Genomic DNA, 20,135 nt, shown 5'->3' on the forward strand with positions numbered 1-20,135 from the left:
GAACCTGCGACAACCCGCTTTAGGAGAGCGGTGCTCTATCCCCTGAGCTACGAGGGCTGGCCGATCCACCCTCGCGAGCCGAAGGAGCCGCCAACGGTGACAGGCTAGTGGACCGTGCCGCGTGATCCGCAATCGACCCACACGGTCGCCGGTGGCCGTGCTGACTGGTGGCGGCAGGATCCGCCGGATCTTGAGTCCGGCACGGCAGCCCAACGTCGCAGCCCCCTGTCAGCGCCAGCGGTCCCCGGGCGCGCGGACGAGGCTGCGCCATACGTGCCGCCACGGGACGACGGCGATGATGAGGACCACGAGGGAGCAATTCACCACAATGTCGGTGGTGGCCGGGTCCAGATCTCCGGCAACGGCCTTCGGGAGGGCGATCAGGCCCAACCACAGGAGCTTCCAAGCGGTCTCGAGCAGCAGCAGGGGCAGCAGCCTGACCGGGTGCCGCAGGCCGAGCAGCGCGAGCAGTGACATCGCGGTCAGCAGGCACAACGTCACCCCCTCGTACAGCGGCAGGTCCTCGGCGTGGGGAAGCAGCGGCCATCTCACGACCGCGAGGCCGACGCCCATCAAGGCATAGCCGGCGCGCAAGACGTTCAGGCGCGCGGGGGAGAGCTCGAGCGTGGCGATGGGTGCTGACGTGGTGGCGACGGACATGACGTTCTCCTGGTGGGCTTGAGTTGACTGACGGGGTGGTAGCTCGGTTCGGCTGAGGTGTGTCATGGCGCCCGCCATTCGTCGGCGAGCAGGGCGTAGCCGACGGTGTCGAGCCATCGGCCGGAACGGTGCCGGGACTCGCGCACCGCATGGACCTCGCGGCGCATCCCGACCCTTTCCATCAGCCGCCAGGACGACTCGTTCTCGAGGAAGCAGTTCGCGACCACCCTGTGAACGCCGAGGCCGTCGAAGCTGTAGCGCAGCAGTGCGCGGACAGCCTCGGTGGCGTAACCGTGGCCGGTGTAGGCCGGGTGGAGGACCCACCCGAGCTCCGCCTGGGCGCCGCGTGCCTGGTCGGCCACTTCCTGCTGCGCCCACGCGTCCTCACGGCGGAGCATGAAGTCCCCGATGACGGTTCCGGCCGGGTGGTGACCGAGCTGGACGACGACGGTGCTGGCCAGGCGGGCGGGCTCGAGGAACAGGTCACGATAGGTGGCGAGGTGAGCGGGGCGACCGACCAGCCACTCGTTCACCTCGTGGAGCCGACGGAAGGTCCAGGTCGAGTCGGCGTCGTGCGCGGTGGCCGGCCGGAGGGTCAGGCGTCGGGTGTGCAGCGGATGGCCGAGCACGGGCGGGTTCGCGGGCACCGCGGCCGTGACCGGTGGCGTCGCGGCCGTGACCGGTGGCGTCGCGGCCGTGACCGGTGGCGTCGCGACTCTGACCGCTGTCGCCGCGCGAACCTCGAGGAGGGTGGCACCGATGTCGCGCAGCCCGGCCAACACCCCGTGAAGCTGGGCCTGATCCACGATGGGCCCCGCGAGAAGGGTGGTGCCGTCTGCGTCGTCCGTGACGGTCAGGTGGCCGCCGAACCACTCGGACCACCGGTCGTCGAGGTGGCCGTCGACCCGGATCTCGTAGGTCGCCGGAGCAACGGGAGCCCTCGTGTTCACGACGGTGCTCCGGCTCGGTGTTGTCCGGGCGCGCTGCGCACCAGGGGCCCGCCAACCGGCTGTGGTCCACCATGGCGATTTCGAGACGGTCGCCGGCGAGACGGCCGCTGGCGAGACGACCGGTGGATGACCCATTCGGCAACGGCGAGATTGACGACCCAACCAGCGGCCTTGGCGATGTCGCCCTGGACCTCGCCGCCGCCGAGCAGTGCGGTGCCGATGCCTTCGGTGAACACCTGCGTGCCGGCGGCAAGGCCGATCGCGTAGGCGCGGATCATCCAGGCGCGGTGGGCGGCGATGTCGCGGCGGCGGATGGCGGCGAACCCGAGGACGAGGCTGGCGGCCATCGCCGAGCCGAACACCACACGGAGGACGTAGAGCAGATCGCCGGTGCCGGGCTGGGGCGCGTAGAACAGCGTGAGCCACAACGCTGACCCGGCGACCAGGAGGCCCGCGACGACCAGCGCGCGGCCGGCGCGGCGGTGCCAGACCCGGTGCCGGCGCCGGAACCGGGGCACGAACTGAAGCACGCCGACCAGTGCGTAGAGCGCGGCGCCCACGATGTGCCCCACCAGCGCCGTCGGGAAGCCGGCGAACCTGACGTCGGCGGGCATCACCGCGGGGCCGCCGGCGAGCTGGACCAGCCGGAGCGCTCCGGCCGCCAACGGGATCGCAGCGAGGGCGATGAGTGCGACCGGGACCGGCCAGCCACGTGCACCACGTGCAGCGGCGGGCCGCTCGGCGGTCATGCGGGCCGCCCCGTTCATCGGACTGCGTCCTCGCGGTCCAGGCCGGTCGCGCCGCTGGTCACGGCGAGGGCGGACCGGTCGGCGTGGTTGCGCCACAGCGACACACCCAGCCCGATGAGCGCCATACCCGCTGGGACGGCGAACGGCCGGTTGAACGACTCGGGCAGCACGGCCAGCGCGACCGTCGCGACCGTGCTGGCCGCGAGCAGCGCCGCCGCCGAGCGGGCGAGGACACGGGTGCGCAGCAGGGCGACGCCGAACAGCAGACCGCCGAGCAGGTAACCGGCCCCCGCGAGGTTGAACAGTGTCGGCAACCCGCCGATGTCACCCTGCGGCGTGCCGCCGGTGGCGGCGGCGACGACGTCGTCGACGAACCCCGGCTCGGCGGCGACGAGGCTCGGAAGGACCGCGATGGCGATGACCTCGGCGCCGAGCATCGCCAGGTAGCCGGCGGCGAATACGACGTAGCCGACGAGCCCGAGCAGGCCGGCCTTGCCGTGCTGGCGCAGATACATGCCGGTGATGCCCGCCAGTGCGAGCGCCGCCATCACCGCCTTCGCGCCGCTGCGGACCACCCACTGCGTGGTCTCGGTGGTGAATGTGTCCGGCGCCGGGTGGTTGATCTGGACGGCGATGAAGACGGTCCCGGCGACCGCGGCGGCGGCGCCGGCGGTCCTTGTCAGGCCGGCGGAGGTGATGTCCATGGGGGTGCTCCTGGGTCTCGATGTCGTGACCGGACCGGTGGTGGGGGGCGTCCGGCGATGTCTGCGACGGTAGGGAGCAGCGTGGTGACCGCACATCACCACGTGATGTGACCGGCTTGGTGATGTGCGAGAGTCAGGTACGGGGCGCCGCGCGGACGCGAGGCGACCTGGGGGGTGGCTAGCTGAGGTTCAGCTCGGCCGCGCGCAGGACCGCAGCGCGGCGAGTGTTGACGCCCAGCTTGGTGAAGATGTGCTTGGTGTGGGTGCGCAGCGTGTTGACCGAGATGAAGAGCTGCCGGGCGATCTCCGGACCGGTCATCGCGGTCGCGAGGAGCCGGAGCACCTCGAGCTCGCGGTCGCTGAGTCCGTCGTCAGGATGGGGCCGTCCCGACGCTGGCGGAGCGGATCCGGGCCCTTGGGTGGGATCGAGCAGGTCGGCTGCGTATGCCGCCGTGCCCGGGTCCGCGCCGTCGGCGGCGGCTCGCAGCAGCTGCGTCATCGGTTCGCCTTCGTCGAGGAACAGCCGGCGGTAACCGACCGGCATGCCGAGCGCGAGCGCGCGTCCGAGGTCGTCGAGGGCACGGTCGAGGTCCCCGCGAGCCTGCTGGGCCAGGGAACGGAGGATGTGTGCCTCGACCTCGCTGCCGCGGCGACCGCCTGCCGCCGCCGCCGTCAGGACCCCGTCGAGCATCTGGAGGGCGTCACCGAGCGTGGCTCGGGCGGTCTTGGCGGACGGTCGAGTTCGATGTTCGGCGATGAGGAGCCGGGCGAGGGTGAGCCGGTTGAACTCCGCGGCGGAGGACGGGGCGTCCTCACGCCCAGCGTCGTGCGCCCGGCGCACCTCAGGGTCCAGACCCACCGCAGTGTCCACGCCTGCTTCACGGGCCCAGTCCCGCGCGTCGGCCGACCTCCCTTGCACGATGTGGAGGCGTGCTCGCAGGGCCGGGATGGGGCGCACGTCCGGGAAGAACCCCGGTAGGTAGAGCGGCATCGCGGCATTGAGCATCTGCTCCGCGCCGTCGAGATCGCCTCGCGCCTGGAGGAGCCCGGCCATGGTCGTGTACCACCGGTGCCGGTTCTCCGGCAGCGACGCCTGCTCGCCGAGGCCTTTCGCCGTCTGCAGGTGCCGTTCGGCCGCGGCGAGCTCGCCGCGCTCTCGGAGCACGTCGGCCAGACCGACGTGCAGGTCGCCGGTCGTGGACCGCGGCGCCTCGGGACCTGCCTCTGCGACCTCGAGGGCGCGCTCGTAGAGACGCTGTGCCTCATCCGGCCGCCCCCGGGCGAGCCACAGGCCGGCCAGCACCACCGTCGCACCGAGCTCGTCGGCGACGTTGCCCGCGGCGTGCAGGCTCCGGACGGCCTGACCGAAGGTGTCGAGGGCGGTCTGCAGGTCGCCCGCCGCCCATGCGGCCAGGCCGAGGAAGCCTGCCGCTGCTCCATGCGAGACGTGGTCCCCGGGCCTCACGAGGTCCAGGGCATGCTGGGCGTGCGCGATGGTCCCGGCGATGTCGCCGCGCGCCTGGGCGGCCGAGGCGCGGTACACCGCGACCATCGCGGAGAGGCCGGCCACATCCTTGTCGCGGTCCCTGACCGCGTCGCGCAACGCGGGCGTCTCGGTGAGCATGACCGGCCTTGGTGCCGAACCCAGCGCGTCCTCGGCGGCGTCGAGCCACGCGTCGACACCCTCCAGGTCACCCTCGGACAGTCGCGCCCAGGCGGACCCGGTGGCGAGCAAGGCACGACGGCCTCTGACGTCTTCGGGAAGGGCCTGCAGCCACCGCCGCAGGGTGCGGTCCTCGCGTCGCCGGCGCAGCTGCGGGAGGGCGAGCTCGACCAGGTCGGCTGCCTGCTCCGTGTCGTTGCCGGCGAGCGCGTGTGGGATGGCGTCGGTGAGCCGGCCGTGGGCGCCATACCAGCTCGCGGCCTGGTGGTGCAGCCCTCTGGCTCGCTCCGGGTCGTGCCCGACCAGACGTGCGCGCAGCGCGTCGGCGAACAGGTGGTGGTAGCGCCACCATCGTCTCGCGTCGTCGAGCGGGACCACGAACAGGTTCATGAGCTCGAGCGTCTCCAGCGTCTGTTGGCTGTCCGTGCGTCCGACGAGCGCGTCGCACAGTGGTCCGGACAGCTCGTCGAGGACACACGTGCTGAGCAGGAAGGACCGGATCGTGTCGGGCTGGCCCTCCAGCACCTCCTCGACGAGGTAGTCGAGGACGAACCGGTCGCTGCCGGCGAACGCCGCGACGAAGCCGTCCAGGTCCGTCCCGCTGTTCGGTCGGTGCCCGGCCGACAGCGCTGCCAGCTGGAGGCCCGCCGCCCATCCCTCGGTCCGGGCCTCGAGCGCGGTCACGTGACGCGGTTGCAGGCCCAGCCGCATCACGCCGTTGAGGAACGCCTCGGCCTCGGCGTGGGTGAACCGCAGGTCGGCGGCGCGCAGCTCCAGCAGCTCGCCGCGAGCCCGCAGGCGGGCCAGGCGAAGCGGCGGGTCTGCCCGTGTCGTGATCGCCAGGGTGACCTGGGGCGGCAGGTTCTCGAGCAGGAAGGTGACGGCCTCGTGAACCGGTGCGGCGTCGATGACGTGGTAGTCGTCGAGCACCAGGACGGTGGGTCCGGCCAGCGCGTCCAGGTCGTTGACCAGGCTGGCGATCACGTCCTCGACGGGGGCGCCGCGGTCGGGGTCGAGCAGGGCCGTCGCGGCAGCGCCGGCCTCCGGGCTGCTCGCCTGGACCGCGGCGACGAGGTTGGTCAGGAACCGCCGCACCTCGGCGTCTCGAGCATCCAACGACAGCCAAGCGAGCCTGGTCGGCGCGTCGGTCGTCGCCAGCCACTGGGTCAGCACTGTCGTCTTGCCGAACCCGGCCGGCGCCGCGACCAGTACCAGCCTGACCGTCGAGCGGACTCCGTCCCGGATCCGGTCGGTCAGACGAGCCCGGGCCACGAGCTCTCGGCGCGAGCGGGGGACGTGCAGCTTGGCGCCCAGGACAGGCATTCAGCCAGCGTAGGGGAGGTATGCCGCACAGCGGGCTGCCGGAGGCACGCACCCCTCGGGTGCGGGACCCGCCACCAAGCGAAGCCGTCACCCGGAGGAGCGGATCGGACGCGGCTCGATGACCTCTCGGGCGATGTTCTGGTCGGCGGCCGGGTGCTCGACGAGGGCCAGGATCCGGCTCGCCATGAACCGGGCCGTGCGCACCGGGGTGCCACTTCTCGTCACCTCGGTCACCGTGACGACGCCGCGGCCCGTCGCGATCTCGACCCGACGCCCATTTCGGGTGGCAACGATCTCGTAGGTGCGGACCTCGCCGCCTGCATCTATGACAATCTCCACGCGATCCCCGCGCATACCTTCACGGTACCTCGCGCGCCCCCGGCCCGGCATCATCCGGATCACCGTCAAGCAGGCGCCGAGCGAGCCGGTTCGACATCGGATCGACACCGAGAGCGACCGCGACCCAGAGGATCAGACCGAGGGCTGACGCACCCACCCCAGCACGCCCCTTACGCTCGGGATCGTGCCGACCGAAGCCCGCGACAACGGGGCACTGACCCACCGTTACACGTGGCCGCAGCGCCGCGCGCTGCTGATCGACGGCGTGATCGGTGTCGGGCTCTGGTTCCTCTTCCTCGTCGCGTCCGGACCGGGCTCGCTCGACTACGCGCTCATCGGCACCGCCCAGACACTGCCCCTCGCGCTGCGCCGCCGCACCCCGACCCTCGTCTTCACGATCGTCACGCTCGCCTGCGCGTTGCAGGTCGTCACCGTCGCGGCACCGATGGCCTCGGACGTCGGCTTCCTCTTCGCGAGCTACGCCCTCGCCGCGTACGGCCGCCAGCCGACCCTGCGCTGGGCCGGCCTTGGTGTCGGGATCATCGGCGGGTTCATCGCCACCCTCGGGCTCGGCCTTGCCCCCCCAAGCCGTTACGCGCTCCTGCTGGATCTCGGTCTCCTGGTCGGACTGCCCGTCATGTCGTGGTTCGCCGGCGACGTCAAGCGCTCCCGCCTCCGGGTCATCGCCACCCTGGAGGAGCAGAACGCCGCCCTGCGCCGCGACCGTGACCAACGCGCCCGGCTCACAGCCCAGTCCGAGCGCGCGCGCATCGCGCGGGAGATGCACGACATCGTCGCGCACAGCCTGTCCGTCGTCGTCGTTCAGGCAGATGGAGCCGCGTATGCCGCTGAGCACGCCCCGGCGTGGACGCGCAGCCAGGCGTCGGTGGCGTTGCAGACCATCGGCACGACCGCCCGCGAGGCGCTCGACGAGACCCGCCGACTCGTCGGGGTGCTCCGTGAATCCGGGGACGGGGCAACCGAGTACGCGCCGACCGCCTCACTCGACGACATGGACGACCTCATCGGCAGGGTCCGGAGCGCCGGCCACGAGGTCGAGCTCGACGTCACCGGCAGTGGAGCCCGCGTGCCCCGGGAGGTCGAGTTGGCGGCATACCGGATCATCCAGGAGGCCCTGACCAACGTCCTCAAGCACGCCGGGCCTGCCGCCAGCGTGCGAGTCAGCGTCACCCGCGGCGACCCTCTGGTCGTCGAGGTCGAGGACGACGGGCGGGGGGCCGCAGCCACCGACGACGGGAGCGGCAACGGGACCATCGGCATGCGCGAGCGGGCGGCGGCCACCGGCGGCACCCTCAAGGCAGGCCCACGCCCGGGCGGCGGCTACCGCGTCCGCGCCGAGCTACCCCTGACGCCAAGGAGATCCGGATGAGCGGTGGCCCCGCTGAGAGCGGGATCCGGATCGTCCTCGTCGACGACCAACAGCTCGTCCGGGCCGGCTTCCGGATGGTCCTCGACGCCCAGGACGACATGGTCGTCGTCGGCGAGGCGGGGGACGGCCGGGCCGCGCTCGACCTGCTCGCCCGCACTCCCGCGGACGTCGTCCTGATGGACATCCGCATGCCACGGCTCGACGGGGTCGCCGCTACGCGCGAGCTCCTCCGGCGCCCGGGCGCCCCGCGAGTCGTCGTGCTGACGACCTTCGACCTCGACGAGTACGCCTTCGCCGCGCTCAAAGCCGGCGCGGCCGGCTTCCTCCTCAAGGATGCCGGGCCGCACGAGCTGCTCGCTGCGATCCGCGCCGTCCACCGCGGCGACTCGGTCATCGCCCCGAGCACGACGCGTCGCCTCCTCGACCACTTCGTTGCCGACCTGCCGTCGCCGGGCGAGGTCGAGGCAGCGGAAGCTGCTGCAGCAGAGCGGCTCTCACCACTGACTCCCCGCGAGGTCGAGGTCCTCACCGCGGTCGGACAGGGCCTGACGAACACAGAGATCGCCGCTACGCTCCACCTCGCCGAGGCCACGGTCAAGACGCACATCGGGCGGATACTCGCCAAGCTCGACCTGCGCGACCGCGTGCAGATGGTCATGCTCGCCTACGAGACCGGGCTCGTCGAGGTACGACCACGGTCGTAGCCCGCAACCGCCGAGCTGGGCTCACGAGCCGATGTGCCAGCTCGGTCCTGACCGGGAGAGTGGACTCATGACGACGCACTCCACGGCTGGGACCTTCGAGGCCGCACCCCGACCCCAGCTCGCACCGGCCGCGCGGACCCACAGCCTCACCAAGCTCTACGGCTCGGGGCCGAGCGCCGTGCGTGCCCTCGACGACGTCAGTATCGAGTTTGCCGTCGGGCAGCTCACCGCGGTGATGGGCCCGTCCGGCTCCGGCAAGTCGACCCTGATGCACTGCCTCGCTGGGCTCGACACCCCGACCTCCGGGCGGGTCTGGCTCGGCGACACGGACCTCACCGGCCTCGGCGACCGGGCACTCACGCTGCTGCGCAGGCGACGGGTCGGCTTCGTCTTCCAGTCGCTCAACCTGCTGCCGATGCTGAGCGCCCAGCAGAACATGCTGCTCCCGCTCCGGCTCGCCGGGCGCCGGCCCGACCGCGAGTGGATGACCCACGTCATCGAGGCGCTGCGCCTTGCCGACCGGCTGGACCACCGGCCGAGCGAGCTCTCCGGCGGCCAGCAGCAGCGTGTCGCGGTCGCCCGAGCGCTGCTGACCCGTCCCGACGTCATCTTCGCCGACGAGCCCACCGGCGCCCTCGACTCGCAGACCGGGGCACAGATGCTGTCGTTCCTGCGCACGAGCGTGCGCGAGCTCGACCAGACCGTCGTCATGGTGACCCATGACCCTCGCGCCGCGACCTACGCCGACCGCGTGGTCCTGCTCGCCGACGGCAAGGTCGCGGGGGAGCTGACCGACCCCGACCCCGACGCCGTCCTCGATGCGATGCGCACGATGGGGGCGTGACGTGCTGACCCTGACCCTCGCCTCACTGAGGCAGCAGGCGCGTCGCTACCTGGCGCCCGCCATCGCCGTCGTCATCGGCGTCGCCTTCGTCACCGCGAGTATGACGCTGACGACCTCCCTGAGATCCTCGACTCAGGCAGCCCTGACCGGAGACCTGTCGCACTATGCCGCCGTCGTCCTGCCGTCGCAGGGTGCCCCGGTCCCGGAGCCGGCGGCGCAGACGCTACGGGACCTGCCCGGCGTTGCCGGCGTCGTCGCGCACCGGGTCGGATGGACCCGGTTCACCCTGCCGAGCGGGCCCCGTGACGTGCAGTTTTCGACGCCGCCCTCACCCACGAGCGCAGCCCGGCTGGTGGACGGCCGGATGCCGACCAGCGGAGGGGAGCTGGCGCTGTCGCGCTCTGCCGCAGCCGGATCCGGGCTCAGGGTCGGCGACACCGTCAGGGTCGACGATCTCACCCACAGCCGGGGATCGGCGACGGCACCGGATGACGGGGTCGGCTCGCAGCACCGGGCAGCGGCCACGGTGGTCGGCATCATCGACGCCGCAGCCGACCCGCGCTACGGCTCGACCCCGGTCGCGTTCGCCACCGACGCCGATGTCGCCGCGTGGACCGGGGAGGAGGGCTACCGCGAGATCGACGTCGCCGGTCAGCCCGCAGCGTCTGCCGAGCACGTCCGAAGCGAGGTCGCCGCGGCACTCGGTGGCCAGGCGGTCGTGCGGACCGGGGACGAGCAGGCGCAGCACCTGCTGGCGCAGGCGACGGGCGGAGTCGACCTGCTCGGCATCCTCCTGCTCGCGTTCGCCGCGGTGGCGCTCTTCGTGTCGGCCCTCGTCATCGGCAACACCTTCGCCGTCCTCGTCGCCCGTCGCCGCCGCGAGACCGCGCTGCTGCGGTGCGTCGGAGCGACCGGCGCGCAGGTGCGCCGACTGGTGCTGGTCGAGTCGTGCGTCGTCGGCCTGGTCGGAGCGCTCACCGGAGTCGCCCTGGGCCTCGGGCTCGCTGCCGCCCTCGCACGGCTCGCCAACCGGAGCGCCGCGCTCGGGCTGCCGCAGCTGGATCTCGCGTTCGACCCGACCGCGATGGCGCTCCCCGCCGTCGCCGGAGTGGCCGTCACCGTCCTTGCCGCCGCGCTGCCGGTCTGGCGGGCCGGTCGGGTCGCGCCTCTCGAGGCGCTGCGCCCCGCGCTGCCGCCGACCGGTCGCTCCCGGGCCTCGACCGTCCGGCTCGTCGTCGCCCTGCTCGTGCTGGTCGCAGGTACGGCTCTGCTCGTCGCGGGCCCGACGGTGTTCGGCGAGCAGGACCTGATGCTCGGCCTGGTCGTCGCGATCCTCGGCGGCGCCGTCTCCTTCGCCGGGGTCCTGCTGCTCTCTCGCCGCTACGTGCCCGCGCTCGCTCGGCTCCTCGGCCGGCTCGCGAGCAGGCTGGCCGGGCCGCCTGGTGACCTCGCCGTCGAGGGTGCCGTGCGCAACCCGGCGCGAGCCGCCGCGACCTCCGCCGCGCTCCTCGTCGGTGTCACCCTCATCGCGATGATGCTCGTCGGCGGCCAGACCGCGAGCGCCAGTGCCGCCCACGAGATCGACCGCCACTACCCCGTCGATGTCATGGTGAGCGGCTCGGGGGCGAGCCTCCCAGCCGATGCGGTCGCCCGTCTGGAGCGACTCGGCGTCGCCGCAGCGACGGCACGGCTGCCGCAGGTCACCGCAGAGCTCACCGCCGGACGCGGCGCGCCTACCGCGGAGGGTATGCCGCTCGTCGGGCTGCCGACGGATGCCGCGGACGTCCTGCGGGACCCGTCCGTGCTGGCCGCGACCCCGGGCACCCTGCTCGTCGACCAGCAGGTTGCGCAGGACACCCGGCTCGCGACGGGGGAGCGCGTGATCGTGAAGGTCGGTGAGCGGCATACGAGCCTCGTCGTGCATGTCGGCGGTCGACTGCCCTACCCGTACTTCGCCACCGAGGCAGACCTGAGGCGGCTCGCGCCACAGGCGGGCGTGGCGCAGGTGTGGCTGCGCTTCACGGAGGGAGCCGACCTGCCCAGCGCGATGGAGGCGGTGAACGCCGCGGCCGCCGACGTGCCCGGGCTCGTCGTGAGCGGCTCGGCTCCGGAGCGGGCCCAGATCAGTGAGGCGCTCGACGTCGCCCTGCTCGTCGTCACCGCACTGCTCGGCATCTCCGTGCTCATCGCGGTCGTCGGGATCGGCAACACCCTGTCGCTGTCGGTCCTCGAACGGACCCACGAGTCAGCGCTGCTGCGCGCGATCGGCCTGACGCGGGGACAGCTGCGCCTGACCGTCGCGCTCGAGGCGCTGCTGCTCTCGGCCGTCGGGGCGATCGTCGGGTGTGCCCTCGGGATCGGCTACGGATGGGCCGGTGCCCGGGCCCTGCTCACCGGTCAGGCCACGACGCTGCTGTCGGTGCCGTGGGGACGTCTCGGGCTCGTCGTCGTCGTGGCTCTCGTGGCGGGACTGGTCGCGTCGGTCCTGCCGGCTCGCCGGGCCGCCGCGGTGGCGCCGGCGGTCGCGCTCGCCGCCGAGTGACGCGCATGGTCGACTGGTCCGAGGCGAGCCGCCCTCCGAGTATCGGCACCGCCGGGATCGCGCACGGTGGACGGGGCTCGCGCTCGGTAGGCTCGCCGGTATGGAGGTCCTCAAAGCACTTGTCCGCCGCCCGAGCCCCCGTCTGGCCGAGGGGCTGATCACCCACGTTGCCCGCCAGCCCGTCGACCCCGAGCTGGCGCTGCGCCAGTGGGAGGGGTACGTGCAGGCGCTGGCCGACTCGGACTGGTCCATCACCGAGGTCGCCGCCGCCCCGGACTGTCCGGACAGCGCATTCGTCGAGGACACCGTGGTGACCTACGGCGACCTCGCGGTCATCACCAGGCCCGGCGCCCTCGAACGCCAGCCGGAGACCTCGGGCACCGAGCAGGCGGTCTGCGACGCCGGCTACCGGGTCGCTCGCATCGTCGCGCCGGGCACCCTCGACGGCGGCGACGTGCTCAAGTTCGGCGGCGCCGTCTACGTCGGCCGAGGCGGGCGCACGAACGAGCAGGGGATCGCGCAGCTGGCCGCGCACCTGGCCGAGTTCGGCGCCCGGGTGGTCACGGTCCCGCTGACGAAGGTCCTGCACCTGAAGTCGGCCGTGACCGCGCTCCCGGACGGCACCGTCATCGGCTATCCCCCGTTGGTCGACGACGCCGACACCTTCGAGCCGTTTCTTGCCGTGCCGGAGGAGCACGGTGCGCACGTGGTGCTGCTCGGCGGGAACCGGCTGCTCATGTCCACGAGCGCGCCGGCCACGGCCAGGCTGCTGCGCGAGCGTGGGTACGAGACCGTGGCCGTCGACATCTCCGAGTTCGAGAAGCTCGAGGGCTGTGTGACGTGCCTGTCCGTGCGGATGCGTGGGGTTCCCGTCTCGGGCTGAGCGCCATACCTCGACGGCCACATCACATCGCAGGCGCGTGCCTTCAGGCCTGCCAGGGGATCGTGCTGACCGACACCGTGACGTCCTGCAGGACGTCCGGCAGCACCTCGACGCCGGTGCCCGGCCCGGCCGGCACGCGCACGTGCCCGTCCTCGAGGACGAAGGGCTCGGTCAGGTCGGTCCGGTAGTAGCGGTCCGAGGCCGAGGTGTCCCCGGGCAGGGTGAAGCCGGGCAGGGCGGCCAGGGCGAGGTTGGGGGCGCGTCCGATCCCGGTCTCGAGCATCCCACCGCACCAGACAGGTATGCCGTGTGCATACGCGACGTCGTGGATCCGCCGGGCCTCGAGATACCCACCGACACGCGACGGCTTGATGTTGATGATGGCTGCGGCGCCCAGGGCGATGGCGGTCGCGGCGTCCCGGGCCGAGGTGATCGACTCGTCGAGGCACACGGGGGTGCGGATCCGCCGGGCCAGCTCCGCGTGGCCACGCATGTCGTCCTCCGGCAGCGGTTGCTCGATGAGCAGCAGGTCGAACTCGTCGAGCCGGGCCAGGTGCTGGGCGTCGAGCAGACTGTACGCGGCGTTGGCATCGACCTGCAGCGGGATGTCGCCGTAGGTCTCCCGGATCACCCGGACCGGCTCGAGGTCCCAGCCCGGCTCGATCTTCAGCTTGATCCGCACGTAGCCCTGGTCGAGGTAGTCGCCGACCGCCGCGACGAGGTCCGCGATCTCGTCCATGATCCCGACCGACACGCCGGCGGGTACGCGGTCACGGATCGAGCCGAGGTAGTCGGCGAAGCCCAGGCCTGTGGCGCGCAGCTCCGCGTCGAGGATCGCCGTCTCGAGGACGTGCTTGGCCATGGGGTGGCCCGTGACCGGAGCCAGGGCCGGCCTGACGTGGTGCGCGGCCAGCCGGTCGCCGAGCGCGACGAGCCGGGGCACGAGGTGCTCGCGCAGCACCAGCTCCGCACCTGCGAGGAACTCGCTCGAGTAGAGCGGCTCCGGCTCGGCCCCGCACTCCGCCCAGCCCTGCACGCCCTCGTCGGTGACGACACGCACGAGGAAGGTCTCGCGGTCGTAGGAGGTGCCGAACGAGGTCCGGAAGGGTGCCACCAGGGGCAACCTGACCCAGCGCACCTCGAGGTGGTCGACTCTCATCTCTCATCCTGTCCTGAGCTGTCCCGGCTGAAGTGGTAGCACCCTTCGCGGGTGAGCCCGTCGGCGAGCCAGCCGTCCCCGAGGGCTGCAGTGAAGGCGTCCCGGACACTGAGTCGCCAGGCTTTGGCGGCGGCACGGTCCTGGCTGCGCAACGCCACGATGTCGCGCGGGACTCGGACCCAGCGGTGTTCCCCGTCCAGCCAGGCGAAGGGAGCCTCGTCAGGTCCGGTGGCGAGCACTGCGCCGCTGGGACCGGGCGGCTCGCTGCCGGATCCGCTGATGGCCGCGCGAACCCGGTCGGTGTCCAGCTCCCAGCGAGCGACGAGGCGGTCACCGATCTCCCCGGCGTTCTGCGAGTCATGCATCGCGCCGTAGAACGCGATCTCGTACTCGCGCACGACCGCGCCCAGCTTGACCAGGTTGAACCGCGCGTTCCGGGCGCCGAGCGGGTCGAAGGTCCACTCCATGGTCCTCAGCCCTGCGTCGAGCGCCCACTCGCGCTGGTGCAGCTTCAGGGCCCGGCCGATCCCGCGGTCGGCGTAGCCCGGTCGCACCGCGGCGAGGTAGCTGTAGCACTCGCCGGGCAGGCTGCGACCGAGCACGGCGGCCCCGACGAGCACGTCCTCGCTCCGCGCCGCCGAGACCAGGCCCCCGGCGTGGACAAGGCTGCGCAGCATCTCGCCGGGCATCGGCACGCCGTCGGGGTTGCGGCCCCATACCTGTGTGAACAGGTCACCGACCTGGCGCAACTGCTCCATGTCCACGACCGGCTCGATGGTCTGCTGCTCCCCCCTGGCCTCGAAGCGGTGGCTCACGCTGCGCCCGACCAGCCCGTCACGGCGTCTCGACCTCCTTGATGGCGGCGCGGGGCACGACGACGACCGGCACCGGCGAGTGTCGGACGATCTTGGACCCGCGTGAACCGAGGAACACTCGGGAGGCCGGCCCGAAGCGGCTCGAGCCCACGACGAGCACCTCGTGCTCGTCCCACTCGATGTCATCGAGGGCCTCGCCCCAGTTCTGTCCGCGGCCCACGACGACCTCGATCTCGTCGGTGACCCGGGGGCCGTCCTCCTGCTCGCCGAAGTCACGCTTGGCGGCGGCCCGGATCGTCTCGACCCACTCGTCGACGATGCCGCCGGCCTCGGCGCGGAGCAGGGCGGTGTCCGGTGGGGCCGGCTGCACCGCGAAGGCGGCGAGTCGCACCGCGGCCCCGGCGGGCGAGGCGATCAGCCGGGTGGCGGCCACGAGCTGGCTCGCGAGCTGGGAACCGTTGTAGGCCACGGTTGCGCGCGTGACGTAGTCGTCGCCGGTGCACCTGAACCCCCGGGTGGCGAGCACGACCGGGACGGGGGAGCTGTGCAGCAGCCGGTCGGCGACGCTGCTGAGGGTGACGTGGCCGAACATCCCGGCCGTGGAGGAGCCGATGACGAGGAACCTGCCCTCGTATCGGTTGGCGACCTCGAGCAGGCCGCTGGCCGCGGAACGTGCACGGTGCACGACGAACTCGGCCTCCACGCCGGGGGGCAGGTCGGCCCGGGCCTGGTCGAGGGCGCGGTCGGCCATCTGCTGGAGCTTCTTGCGGTACTCCGAGTCGACGCGGGCATTGGCGGGCATCCATGGGGCGGGCACGACGGTGCAGACGACCAGGGGCCGCTCGGTGGATCTGGCCAGCATGGCACCGAGGTTGATCGCTGCGTGCCCGCGCCTGTTTGCCGGGTAGCCGACGACGATGCTCATCGCTCGTCCGCCCCCTCGGGCGCGTCGGATGCGAGGCCGACGTGCTCGTGCCGACCGAGGTGCGAGTGGTGCCTGCTGTAGCCGAAGTACCACATAACTGCGACAGCGATCCAGATGACGAAGACGATCAGCGTCACCGCACGCAGACCCTGGATGACGTAGATGCAGCCGGCGGCCGACAGGATGGGGGTCACCGGATAGAACGGGACCTTGAACCCACGCTTCAGGTCGGGGGCGGTGCGACGCAGGATCATGACGCCGATCGAGACGGTGAAGAAGGCAACCAGGGTGCCGACGCTCGTCATCTCGGCGAGGAAGTTGATCGGGATGAAACCGGCCAGCACGCTGACCACGACCGCGACGATGGTGGTGTTGCGCACCGGCGTGAGGGTGCGTGGGTTCACCTTGTGCAGCACCGGGGGGACCATGCCGTCGCGCGACATCGCGAAGAGGATGCGGGTCTGGCCGTAGAGCGAGACCAGGGTCACGCTGAAGATCGAGATGATCGCGCCGGCGGCCAGCACCGTGCCCGGCCACTCGGCGCCGGTCACGTTCATGAGGATCTGGGCGAGGCCGGCCTCCTGGCCCTCGAAGTCGGGTGTCGACTGGGCCGCCACGGCGACCAGGCAGACGAGGACGTACATGATGGTCACGACGACCAGCGAGATCATGATCGCAAGCGGCAGGTTGCGGTGCGGGTTCTTCGCCTCTTCCCCTGCGGTCGCGACGCCGTCGAGGCCGATGAAGGAGAAGAAGATGACGCCGGCCGCGGCGGTGACGCCGCCGAAACCCTCCGGCGCGAAGGGAACCAGGTTGCCGGCGTTCCAGCCCTGGACGCCGATGAAGACGAACATGATCAGCACGCCGATCTTGATCAGGACCATGACGGCGTTGATCGTCGTCGACTCGCTGGCCCCGCGGATCAGCAGCAGGCTGCACATGACGACGAGCAGGACCGCCGGCAGGTTGACGATGCCGCCCTGCTCCGGGGCGTTGGCCAACGCTTCGGGGATCTGGAACCCGAAGAGGTTCTGCAGGAACTGGTTGACGTACTCGGACCAGCCCACCGCAACGGCGGCGCCCGCGACGCCCCACTCGAGCAGCAGGCAGGCGCCGACGCCGAGCGCGGTCAGCTCCCCGAGGGTGGCGTAGGCGTAGGAGTACGAGGAGCCCGACACGGGCACCGCGCCGGCCAGCTCCGCGTAGCAGACTGCGGTCAGTCCCGCGACGACGGCCGCGATGACGAAGGACCAGACGACGGCCGGGCCTGCCATCGGTACTGCCTGGCTCAGGATGAAGAAGATGCCGGTCCCGATCGTGCCGCCGATGCCGATCGAGGTCAGCTGCCACAACCCGATCGAGCGAGACAGCTCGCTCTTCCCGGTATCGGCACCGGTCTCGGCGGACATCTCCGTGACTGGCTTGCGTCGCAGAACCTGCTCTCGTAGCGATGCCATCGCGCTCTCCGATCTGTGGGCCGCCGCCCCGAGACTTGTGGAGGTTAACCGTGGTGTCAAGAGTGACACGAGGGTTTGCTGCATTCGTATGAACGAATCCGCTCCACGGCGGACCGAGATGGGGCCGGGCTCCCACCGTGCGCAACGGTTGAAGACGTCTGATTGAACATGCTCATGAGGGTCGTCAAACAATCACGGTTGCGCATAGGATGTCTTGGGTGACACAGGACATGGTCGTCGGGATCGACGTGGGCGGCACCCGCATCAAGGGTGTTCTCGCGACGCCGGAGGGCGACGTCGCAGCCCACACCGTGCGTCCGACGCCCCCACGGGTCGGGGAACGCCTCGGTGAGGTGACGGCCGACATCGTCGCCGAGCTGACCGCCCAGGTCGCGGGCGCAGACCCGCTCGCCGTAGGGGTCGTCGTGCCCGGCCTCGTCGACGACGCCGGCATCGGGGTCTGGTCGGCCAACCTCGGTTGGCACGACCTCGACCTGCGCGCCGTGATCGGTGTGCAACTCAACGTTCCTGTCGCAGTCGGCCACGACGTACGCGCCGGGCTGCTGGCCGAGCACCGCCTCGGCGCGGCACGCGGGGTCGACAACGTCCTGTTCGTCCCCCTCGGCACGGGGCTCGCGAGCGCGATCCTGGTTCGTGGCCGCCCCGTGACCGGCTCGCTGTGGACCGGCGAGATCGGCCACGTCATCGTCATACCGGATGGCCCCCTCTGCGGTTGTGGGCAGCGCGGGTGCCTCGAGGCGGTGGCCAGCGCCGGCGCCATCGGCCGGCGCTGGTCCGCCGCCACCGGGCTCACCGGCGACGCGAGGCAGGTCGCCGAGCGAGTCCGGGCCGGCGAAGTCGAGGCGACCCGCGTCTGGAACGAAGCCATCGACGCGCTGACCCGCGCTGTCGCCCCCGTCGTCGCTGCGGTCGGTATCGAGCTGGTGCTCATCGGTGGCGGTCTGGTCCGCGCGGGCGCGACCCTGCTCGACCCTTTGCGCGCCGAGCTCGCCCACCGGCTCGGCGACCGCGACGTCGTCCGCGTCGCCCCCGCCGCGCTCGGCGACCGCGCCGGCGCCCTCGGCGCAGCGACCATCGCGCTCGAACTGGCCGGCCGATGATCGTCACGGTCACCCCGAACCCGGCCATCGACATCACGTATGCCGTTCACGAGGTGACGCTCGGCGCCTCCCATCGTGTCGGCTCGGTTCACGAGAGGGCAGGCGGCAAGGGCCTCAACGTGGCTGCCGTGCTGACGACGATGGGCCGCGACTCGGTCGCGGTAGCGCCGGTGGGCCGCCGGGAGATCCCCTTCTTCGACACCGATCTGCAGCGCCGCGGCATCGCCCATCGCCTCGTCGAGTCGCCCTGCCCGACCCGGCGATCCATCGCCGTGCTCGATGCGGCGGGGGAGGCCACGCTGTTCAACGAGAGCGGGGCTGCCCAACCAGCGACGGTCTGGCAGGCCGTCGTGCAGGTTCTCGCCTCGCTCAGCGAGCCTGGGTCGGTGCTGACGATCTCGGGCAGCCTGCCAGAGCAGGCGCCGGTCGACCTCGTCGCAACGCTGACCGGGATCGGCGAGGATCGTGGCGTGCCGGTGGTCGTCGACACGGCCGGCGCGCCGTTGGTTGCCGCCCTGTCGCAGCGCCCGACCCTCGTCAAGCCCAACCGGGTCGAGGCCGAGTCCGCGACGGCTGCCCTCGGTCGCGGCGCCGGCGGCATTGCGGCGCTCCTCAGGATCCTCGTCGATGCCGGAGCACGCGCGGCGGTCATCTCCGATGGGGCCGACGGTCTGCACCTGCTCCACGAGGACGTGGCGCTGCATGCGCGGTTGCGAGAACCGTTGGCGGGCAACCCGACTGGTGCCGGGGACGCGCTGACTGCCGCCCTCGCCACCGAGCTCGAGACCGCCGGGGGGCTTCCGCAGGGACCCGAGGCGTGGGCACGGGCGCTGCGTCGTGGGGGCGCCTGGTCGGCAGCGGCGGTGCTGCAGCCCGTCGCCGGAGCAGTCGACCCAGCCGACATTGAGCGGCTCGCAGCAGCCGTCGACGTGAAGGAGAGCCGCAGATGACCCTGGTCAACCTCAGCACCGTCCTGGCCGAAGCGCGCCACGCCCGCCGTGGCCTCGCGGCCTTCAACGTCATCCAGCTCGAACACGCGGAGGCCTATGCCGCAGCCGCCGAGCGGACGAACCTGCCTGTCGTCATGCAGATCTCGCAGAACTGCGTGCGCTACCACGGTGCGCTGCGGCCTCTCGCGCAGGCGAGCCTCGCCATCGCCGAGAGCTGTGCGCAGCCGGTCGTCGTCCACCTCGACCACGCCGAGGACGTCGACCTCATCGAGGAGGCCGTGCGGCTGGGACTCACCTCCGTCATGTACGACGGGTCGAAGCTGCCCGACGACGCGAACCGAGCCGAGACCAACAGGGTCGTGCAGCTCTGCCGGGCGGCCGGGGTCAGCGTGGAGGCAGAGCTCGGCGAGGTGGGCGGCAAGGACGGAGTCCACGCTCCCGGTGTCCGGACCGACCCGGGCGATGCCGCGCAGTTCGTCGCCGAGACAGGCGTCGACGCGCTCGCCGTCGCGGTCGGCAGCTCGCACGCCATGGTCGAGCGGACCGCGCGTCTGGACACCGACCTCATCGGGCAGATCCGCGACGCCGTGCCCGTGCCGCTCGTGCTGCACGGCTCGTCGGGCGTCGACGACGCGGGTCTCGCCGAGGCGGTCCGGGCCGGGATGACGAAGGTCAACATCGCGACGCACCTCAACAACGTCTTCACGCAGGCTCTCGTTGCCCGCCTCGAGCAGGCGCCGACCGTCGACACCCGCCGATACCTTGGCGCTGCCCGCTCTGCGGTCACCGACGAGGCGGTGCGCCTCATGGAGCTGCTCGCCCTGCGCTGACCGCGCCCCACCCTGATCGACAGTGCACTACTCCCCTTCGAGAGTGCACTACTCCCGATCGAGAGTGCAGCTATCCCGATCGAGAGTGCAGCTATCCCGATCGAGAGTGCAGCAATCCCGATCGAGA

Annotated in this window: 18 protein-coding genes; 8 read left to right on the plus strand and 10 right to left on the minus strand. The window is 71.8% G+C overall.

The genetic code is table 11. The features are described 5' to 3' along the window. Positions 1-228: 228 nt before the first annotated feature. The 6 genes from L0H79_RS11295 to L0H79_RS11320 form a co-directional block, all read right to left on the minus strand. Positions 229-660 carry a hypothetical protein gene (locus L0H79_RS11295; protein ID WP_301484705.1) on the minus strand — a complete coding sequence of 144 codons (432 nt, stop codon included), beginning with the start codon at positions 658-660 and terminating at the stop codon, positions 229-231. Positions 661-722: 62 nt separating this feature from the next. Continuing rightward, positions 723-1,610, minus strand: coding sequence for a GNAT family N-acetyltransferase (locus L0H79_RS11300; protein ID WP_301484706.1), 888 nt, complete (start codon positions 1,608-1,610; stop codon positions 723-725). After that, positions 1,607-2,377 (minus strand): DUF2306 domain-containing protein, encoded by a 771-nt coding sequence (locus tag L0H79_RS11305; protein ID WP_301484707.1) that lies wholly within the window; start codon positions 2,375-2,377, stop codon positions 1,607-1,609. The genes L0H79_RS11300 and L0H79_RS11305 overlap by 4 nt, the downstream gene beginning before the upstream one ends. Further along, positions 2,374-3,063, minus strand: coding sequence for a hypothetical protein (locus L0H79_RS11310; RefSeq protein WP_301484708.1), 690 nt, complete (start codon positions 3,061-3,063; stop codon positions 2,374-2,376). The genes L0H79_RS11305 and L0H79_RS11310 overlap by 4 nt, the downstream gene beginning before the upstream one ends. A 178-nt stretch (positions 3,064-3,241) precedes the next feature. Next, on the minus strand, positions 3,242-6,049 hold the full coding sequence (locus tag L0H79_RS11315; RefSeq protein ID WP_301484709.1) for a tetratricopeptide repeat protein: 2,808 nt from the start codon (positions 6,047-6,049) through the stop codon (positions 3,242-3,244). 87 nt (positions 6,050-6,136) lie between these two features. Continuing rightward, positions 6,137-6,403: a hypothetical protein gene (locus L0H79_RS11320; RefSeq protein WP_301484710.1), complete on the minus strand. Its 267-nt coding sequence runs from the start codon at positions 6,401-6,403 to the stop codon at positions 6,137-6,139. A 169-nt stretch (positions 6,404-6,572) separates the two neighbouring features. Here L0H79_RS11320 and L0H79_RS11325 point away from each other — a divergent pair, with 169 nt between their 5' ends. The 5 genes from L0H79_RS11325 (at position 6,573) to ddaH (ending at position 12,751) form a co-directional block, all read left to right on the plus strand. Then, entirely contained in the window at positions 6,573-7,778 is a 1,206-nt protein-coding gene (locus L0H79_RS11325) for a sensor histidine kinase (protein WP_301484711.1), read from the plus strand. Then, on the plus strand, positions 7,775-8,482 hold the full coding sequence (locus L0H79_RS11330) for a response regulator transcription factor (RefSeq protein ID WP_301484712.1): 708 nt from the start codon (positions 7,775-7,777) through the stop codon (positions 8,480-8,482). Before L0H79_RS11325 ends, L0H79_RS11330 begins: the two co-directional genes overlap by 4 nt. A gap of 67 nt (positions 8,483-8,549) precedes the next feature. Further along, on the plus strand, positions 8,550-9,326 hold the full coding sequence (locus L0H79_RS11335) for an ABC transporter ATP-binding protein (RefSeq protein ID WP_301484713.1): 777 nt from the start codon (positions 8,550-8,552) through the stop codon (positions 9,324-9,326). 1 nt (position 9,327) lies between these two features. Further along, a complete protein-coding gene (locus L0H79_RS11340) occupies positions 9,328-11,868 on the plus strand; it encodes an ABC transporter permease (protein WP_301484714.1) in 2,541 nt (846 codons plus the stop codon). Between the two features lie 100 nt (positions 11,869-11,968). Then, positions 11,969-12,751, plus strand: coding sequence for a dimethylargininase (gene ddaH, locus L0H79_RS11345; protein ID WP_301484715.1), 783 nt, complete (start codon positions 11,969-11,971; stop codon positions 12,749-12,751). A 43-nt stretch (positions 12,752-12,794) separates the two neighbouring features. Here ddaH and menC read toward each other — a convergent pair whose 3' ends face one another. From menC to L0H79_RS11365, 4 genes are read right to left on the minus strand one after another with little or no spacing between them, the layout of a single operon-like run. After that, a complete protein-coding gene (menC, locus tag L0H79_RS11350) occupies positions 12,795-13,910 on the minus strand; it encodes an o-succinylbenzoate synthase (protein ID WP_301484716.1) in 1,116 nt (371 codons plus the stop codon). Continuing rightward, complete coding sequence (locus L0H79_RS11355) at positions 13,907-14,725, minus strand: GNAT family N-acetyltransferase (protein ID WP_301484717.1); 819 nt, start codon at positions 14,723-14,725, stop codon at positions 13,907-13,909. Before L0H79_RS11355 ends, menC begins: the two co-directional genes overlap by 4 nt. Before the next feature lie 19 nt (positions 14,726-14,744). Then, a complete protein-coding gene (locus L0H79_RS11360; protein WP_301484718.1) occupies positions 14,745-15,650 on the minus strand; it encodes a universal stress protein in 906 nt (301 codons plus the stop codon). Then, complete coding sequence (locus tag L0H79_RS11365; protein ID WP_301484719.1) at positions 15,647-17,059, minus strand: amino acid permease; 1,413 nt, start codon at positions 17,057-17,059, stop codon at positions 15,647-15,649. Before L0H79_RS11365 ends, L0H79_RS11360 begins: the two co-directional genes overlap by 4 nt. Positions 17,060-17,316: 257 nt before the next feature. Here L0H79_RS11365 and L0H79_RS11370 point away from each other — a divergent pair, with 257 nt between their 5' ends. The 3 genes from L0H79_RS11370 to L0H79_RS11380 are packed head-to-tail and all read left to right on the plus strand — an operon-like array spanning position 17,317 to position 20,008. Next, on the plus strand, positions 17,317-18,228 hold the full coding sequence (locus L0H79_RS11370; protein ID WP_301484720.1) for an ROK family protein: 912 nt from the start codon (positions 17,317-17,319) through the stop codon (positions 18,226-18,228). Then, positions 18,225-19,178 carry a 1-phosphofructokinase family hexose kinase gene (locus L0H79_RS11375; RefSeq protein ID WP_301484721.1) on the plus strand — a complete coding sequence of 318 codons (954 nt, stop codon included), beginning with the start codon at positions 18,225-18,227 and terminating at the stop codon, positions 19,176-19,178. The genes L0H79_RS11370 and L0H79_RS11375 overlap by 4 nt, the downstream gene beginning before the upstream one ends. Further along, positions 19,175-20,008: a class II fructose-bisphosphate aldolase gene (locus L0H79_RS11380; RefSeq protein WP_301484722.1), complete on the plus strand. Its 834-nt coding sequence runs from the start codon at positions 19,175-19,177 to the stop codon at positions 20,006-20,008. Before L0H79_RS11375 ends, L0H79_RS11380 begins: the two co-directional genes overlap by 4 nt. Positions 20,009-20,135: the final 127 nt, after the last annotated feature.

Origin of the sequence: Intrasporangium sp. (assembly GCF_030452765.1) — a bacterium.
Taxonomy (GTDB): domain Bacteria; phylum Actinomycetota; class Actinomycetes; order Actinomycetales; family Dermatophilaceae; genus Intrasporangium_A.

What these genes read in the sequence shown, in the direction of transcription:
- L0H79_RS11295 (WP_301484705.1), bottom strand. Translation starts at nt 660, where the DNA reads ATGTCCGTCGCCACCACGTCAGCACCCATCGCCACGCTCGAGCTCTCC.
- L0H79_RS11305 (WP_301484707.1), bottom strand. Translation starts at nt 2,377, where the DNA reads ATGAACGGGGCGGCCCGCATGACCGCCGAGCGGCCCGCCGCTGCACGT.
- L0H79_RS11310 (WP_301484708.1), bottom strand. Translation starts at nt 3,063, where the DNA reads ATGGACATCACCTCCGCCGGCCTGACAAGGACCGCCGGCGCCGCCGCC.
- L0H79_RS11315 (WP_301484709.1), bottom strand. Translation starts at nt 6,049, where the DNA reads ATGCCTGTCCTGGGCGCCAAGCTGCACGTCCCCCGCTCGCGCCGAGAG.
- L0H79_RS11320 (WP_301484710.1), bottom strand. Translation starts at nt 6,403, where the DNA reads ATGCGCGGGGATCGCGTGGAGATTGTCATAGATGCAGGCGGCGAGGTC.
- L0H79_RS11330 (WP_301484712.1), top strand. Translation starts at nt 7,775, where the DNA reads ATGAGCGGTGGCCCCGCTGAGAGCGGGATCCGGATCGTCCTCGTCGAC.
- L0H79_RS11335 (WP_301484713.1), top strand. Translation starts at nt 8,550, where the DNA reads ATGACGACGCACTCCACGGCTGGGACCTTCGAGGCCGCACCCCGACCC.
- ddaH (WP_301484715.1), top strand. Translation starts at nt 11,969, where the DNA reads ATGGAGGTCCTCAAAGCACTTGTCCGCCGCCCGAGCCCCCGTCTGGCC.
- menC (WP_301484716.1), bottom strand. Translation starts at nt 13,910, where the DNA reads ATGAGAGTCGACCACCTCGAGGTGCGCTGGGTCAGGTTGCCCCTGGTG.
- L0H79_RS11360 (WP_301484718.1), bottom strand. Translation starts at nt 15,650, where the DNA reads ATGAGCATCGTCGTCGGCTACCCGGCAAACAGGCGCGGGCACGCAGCG.
- L0H79_RS11365 (WP_301484719.1), bottom strand. Translation starts at nt 17,059, where the DNA reads ATGTCCGCCGAGACCGGTGCCGATACCGGGAAGAGCGAGCTGTCTCGC.
- L0H79_RS11370 (WP_301484720.1), top strand. Translation starts at nt 17,317, where the DNA reads ATGTCTTGGGTGACACAGGACATGGTCGTCGGGATCGACGTGGGCGGC.
- L0H79_RS11375 (WP_301484721.1), top strand. Translation starts at nt 18,225, where the DNA reads ATGATCGTCACGGTCACCCCGAACCCGGCCATCGACATCACGTATGCC.
- L0H79_RS11380 (WP_301484722.1), top strand. Translation starts at nt 19,175, where the DNA reads ATGACCCTGGTCAACCTCAGCACCGTCCTGGCCGAAGCGCGCCACGCC.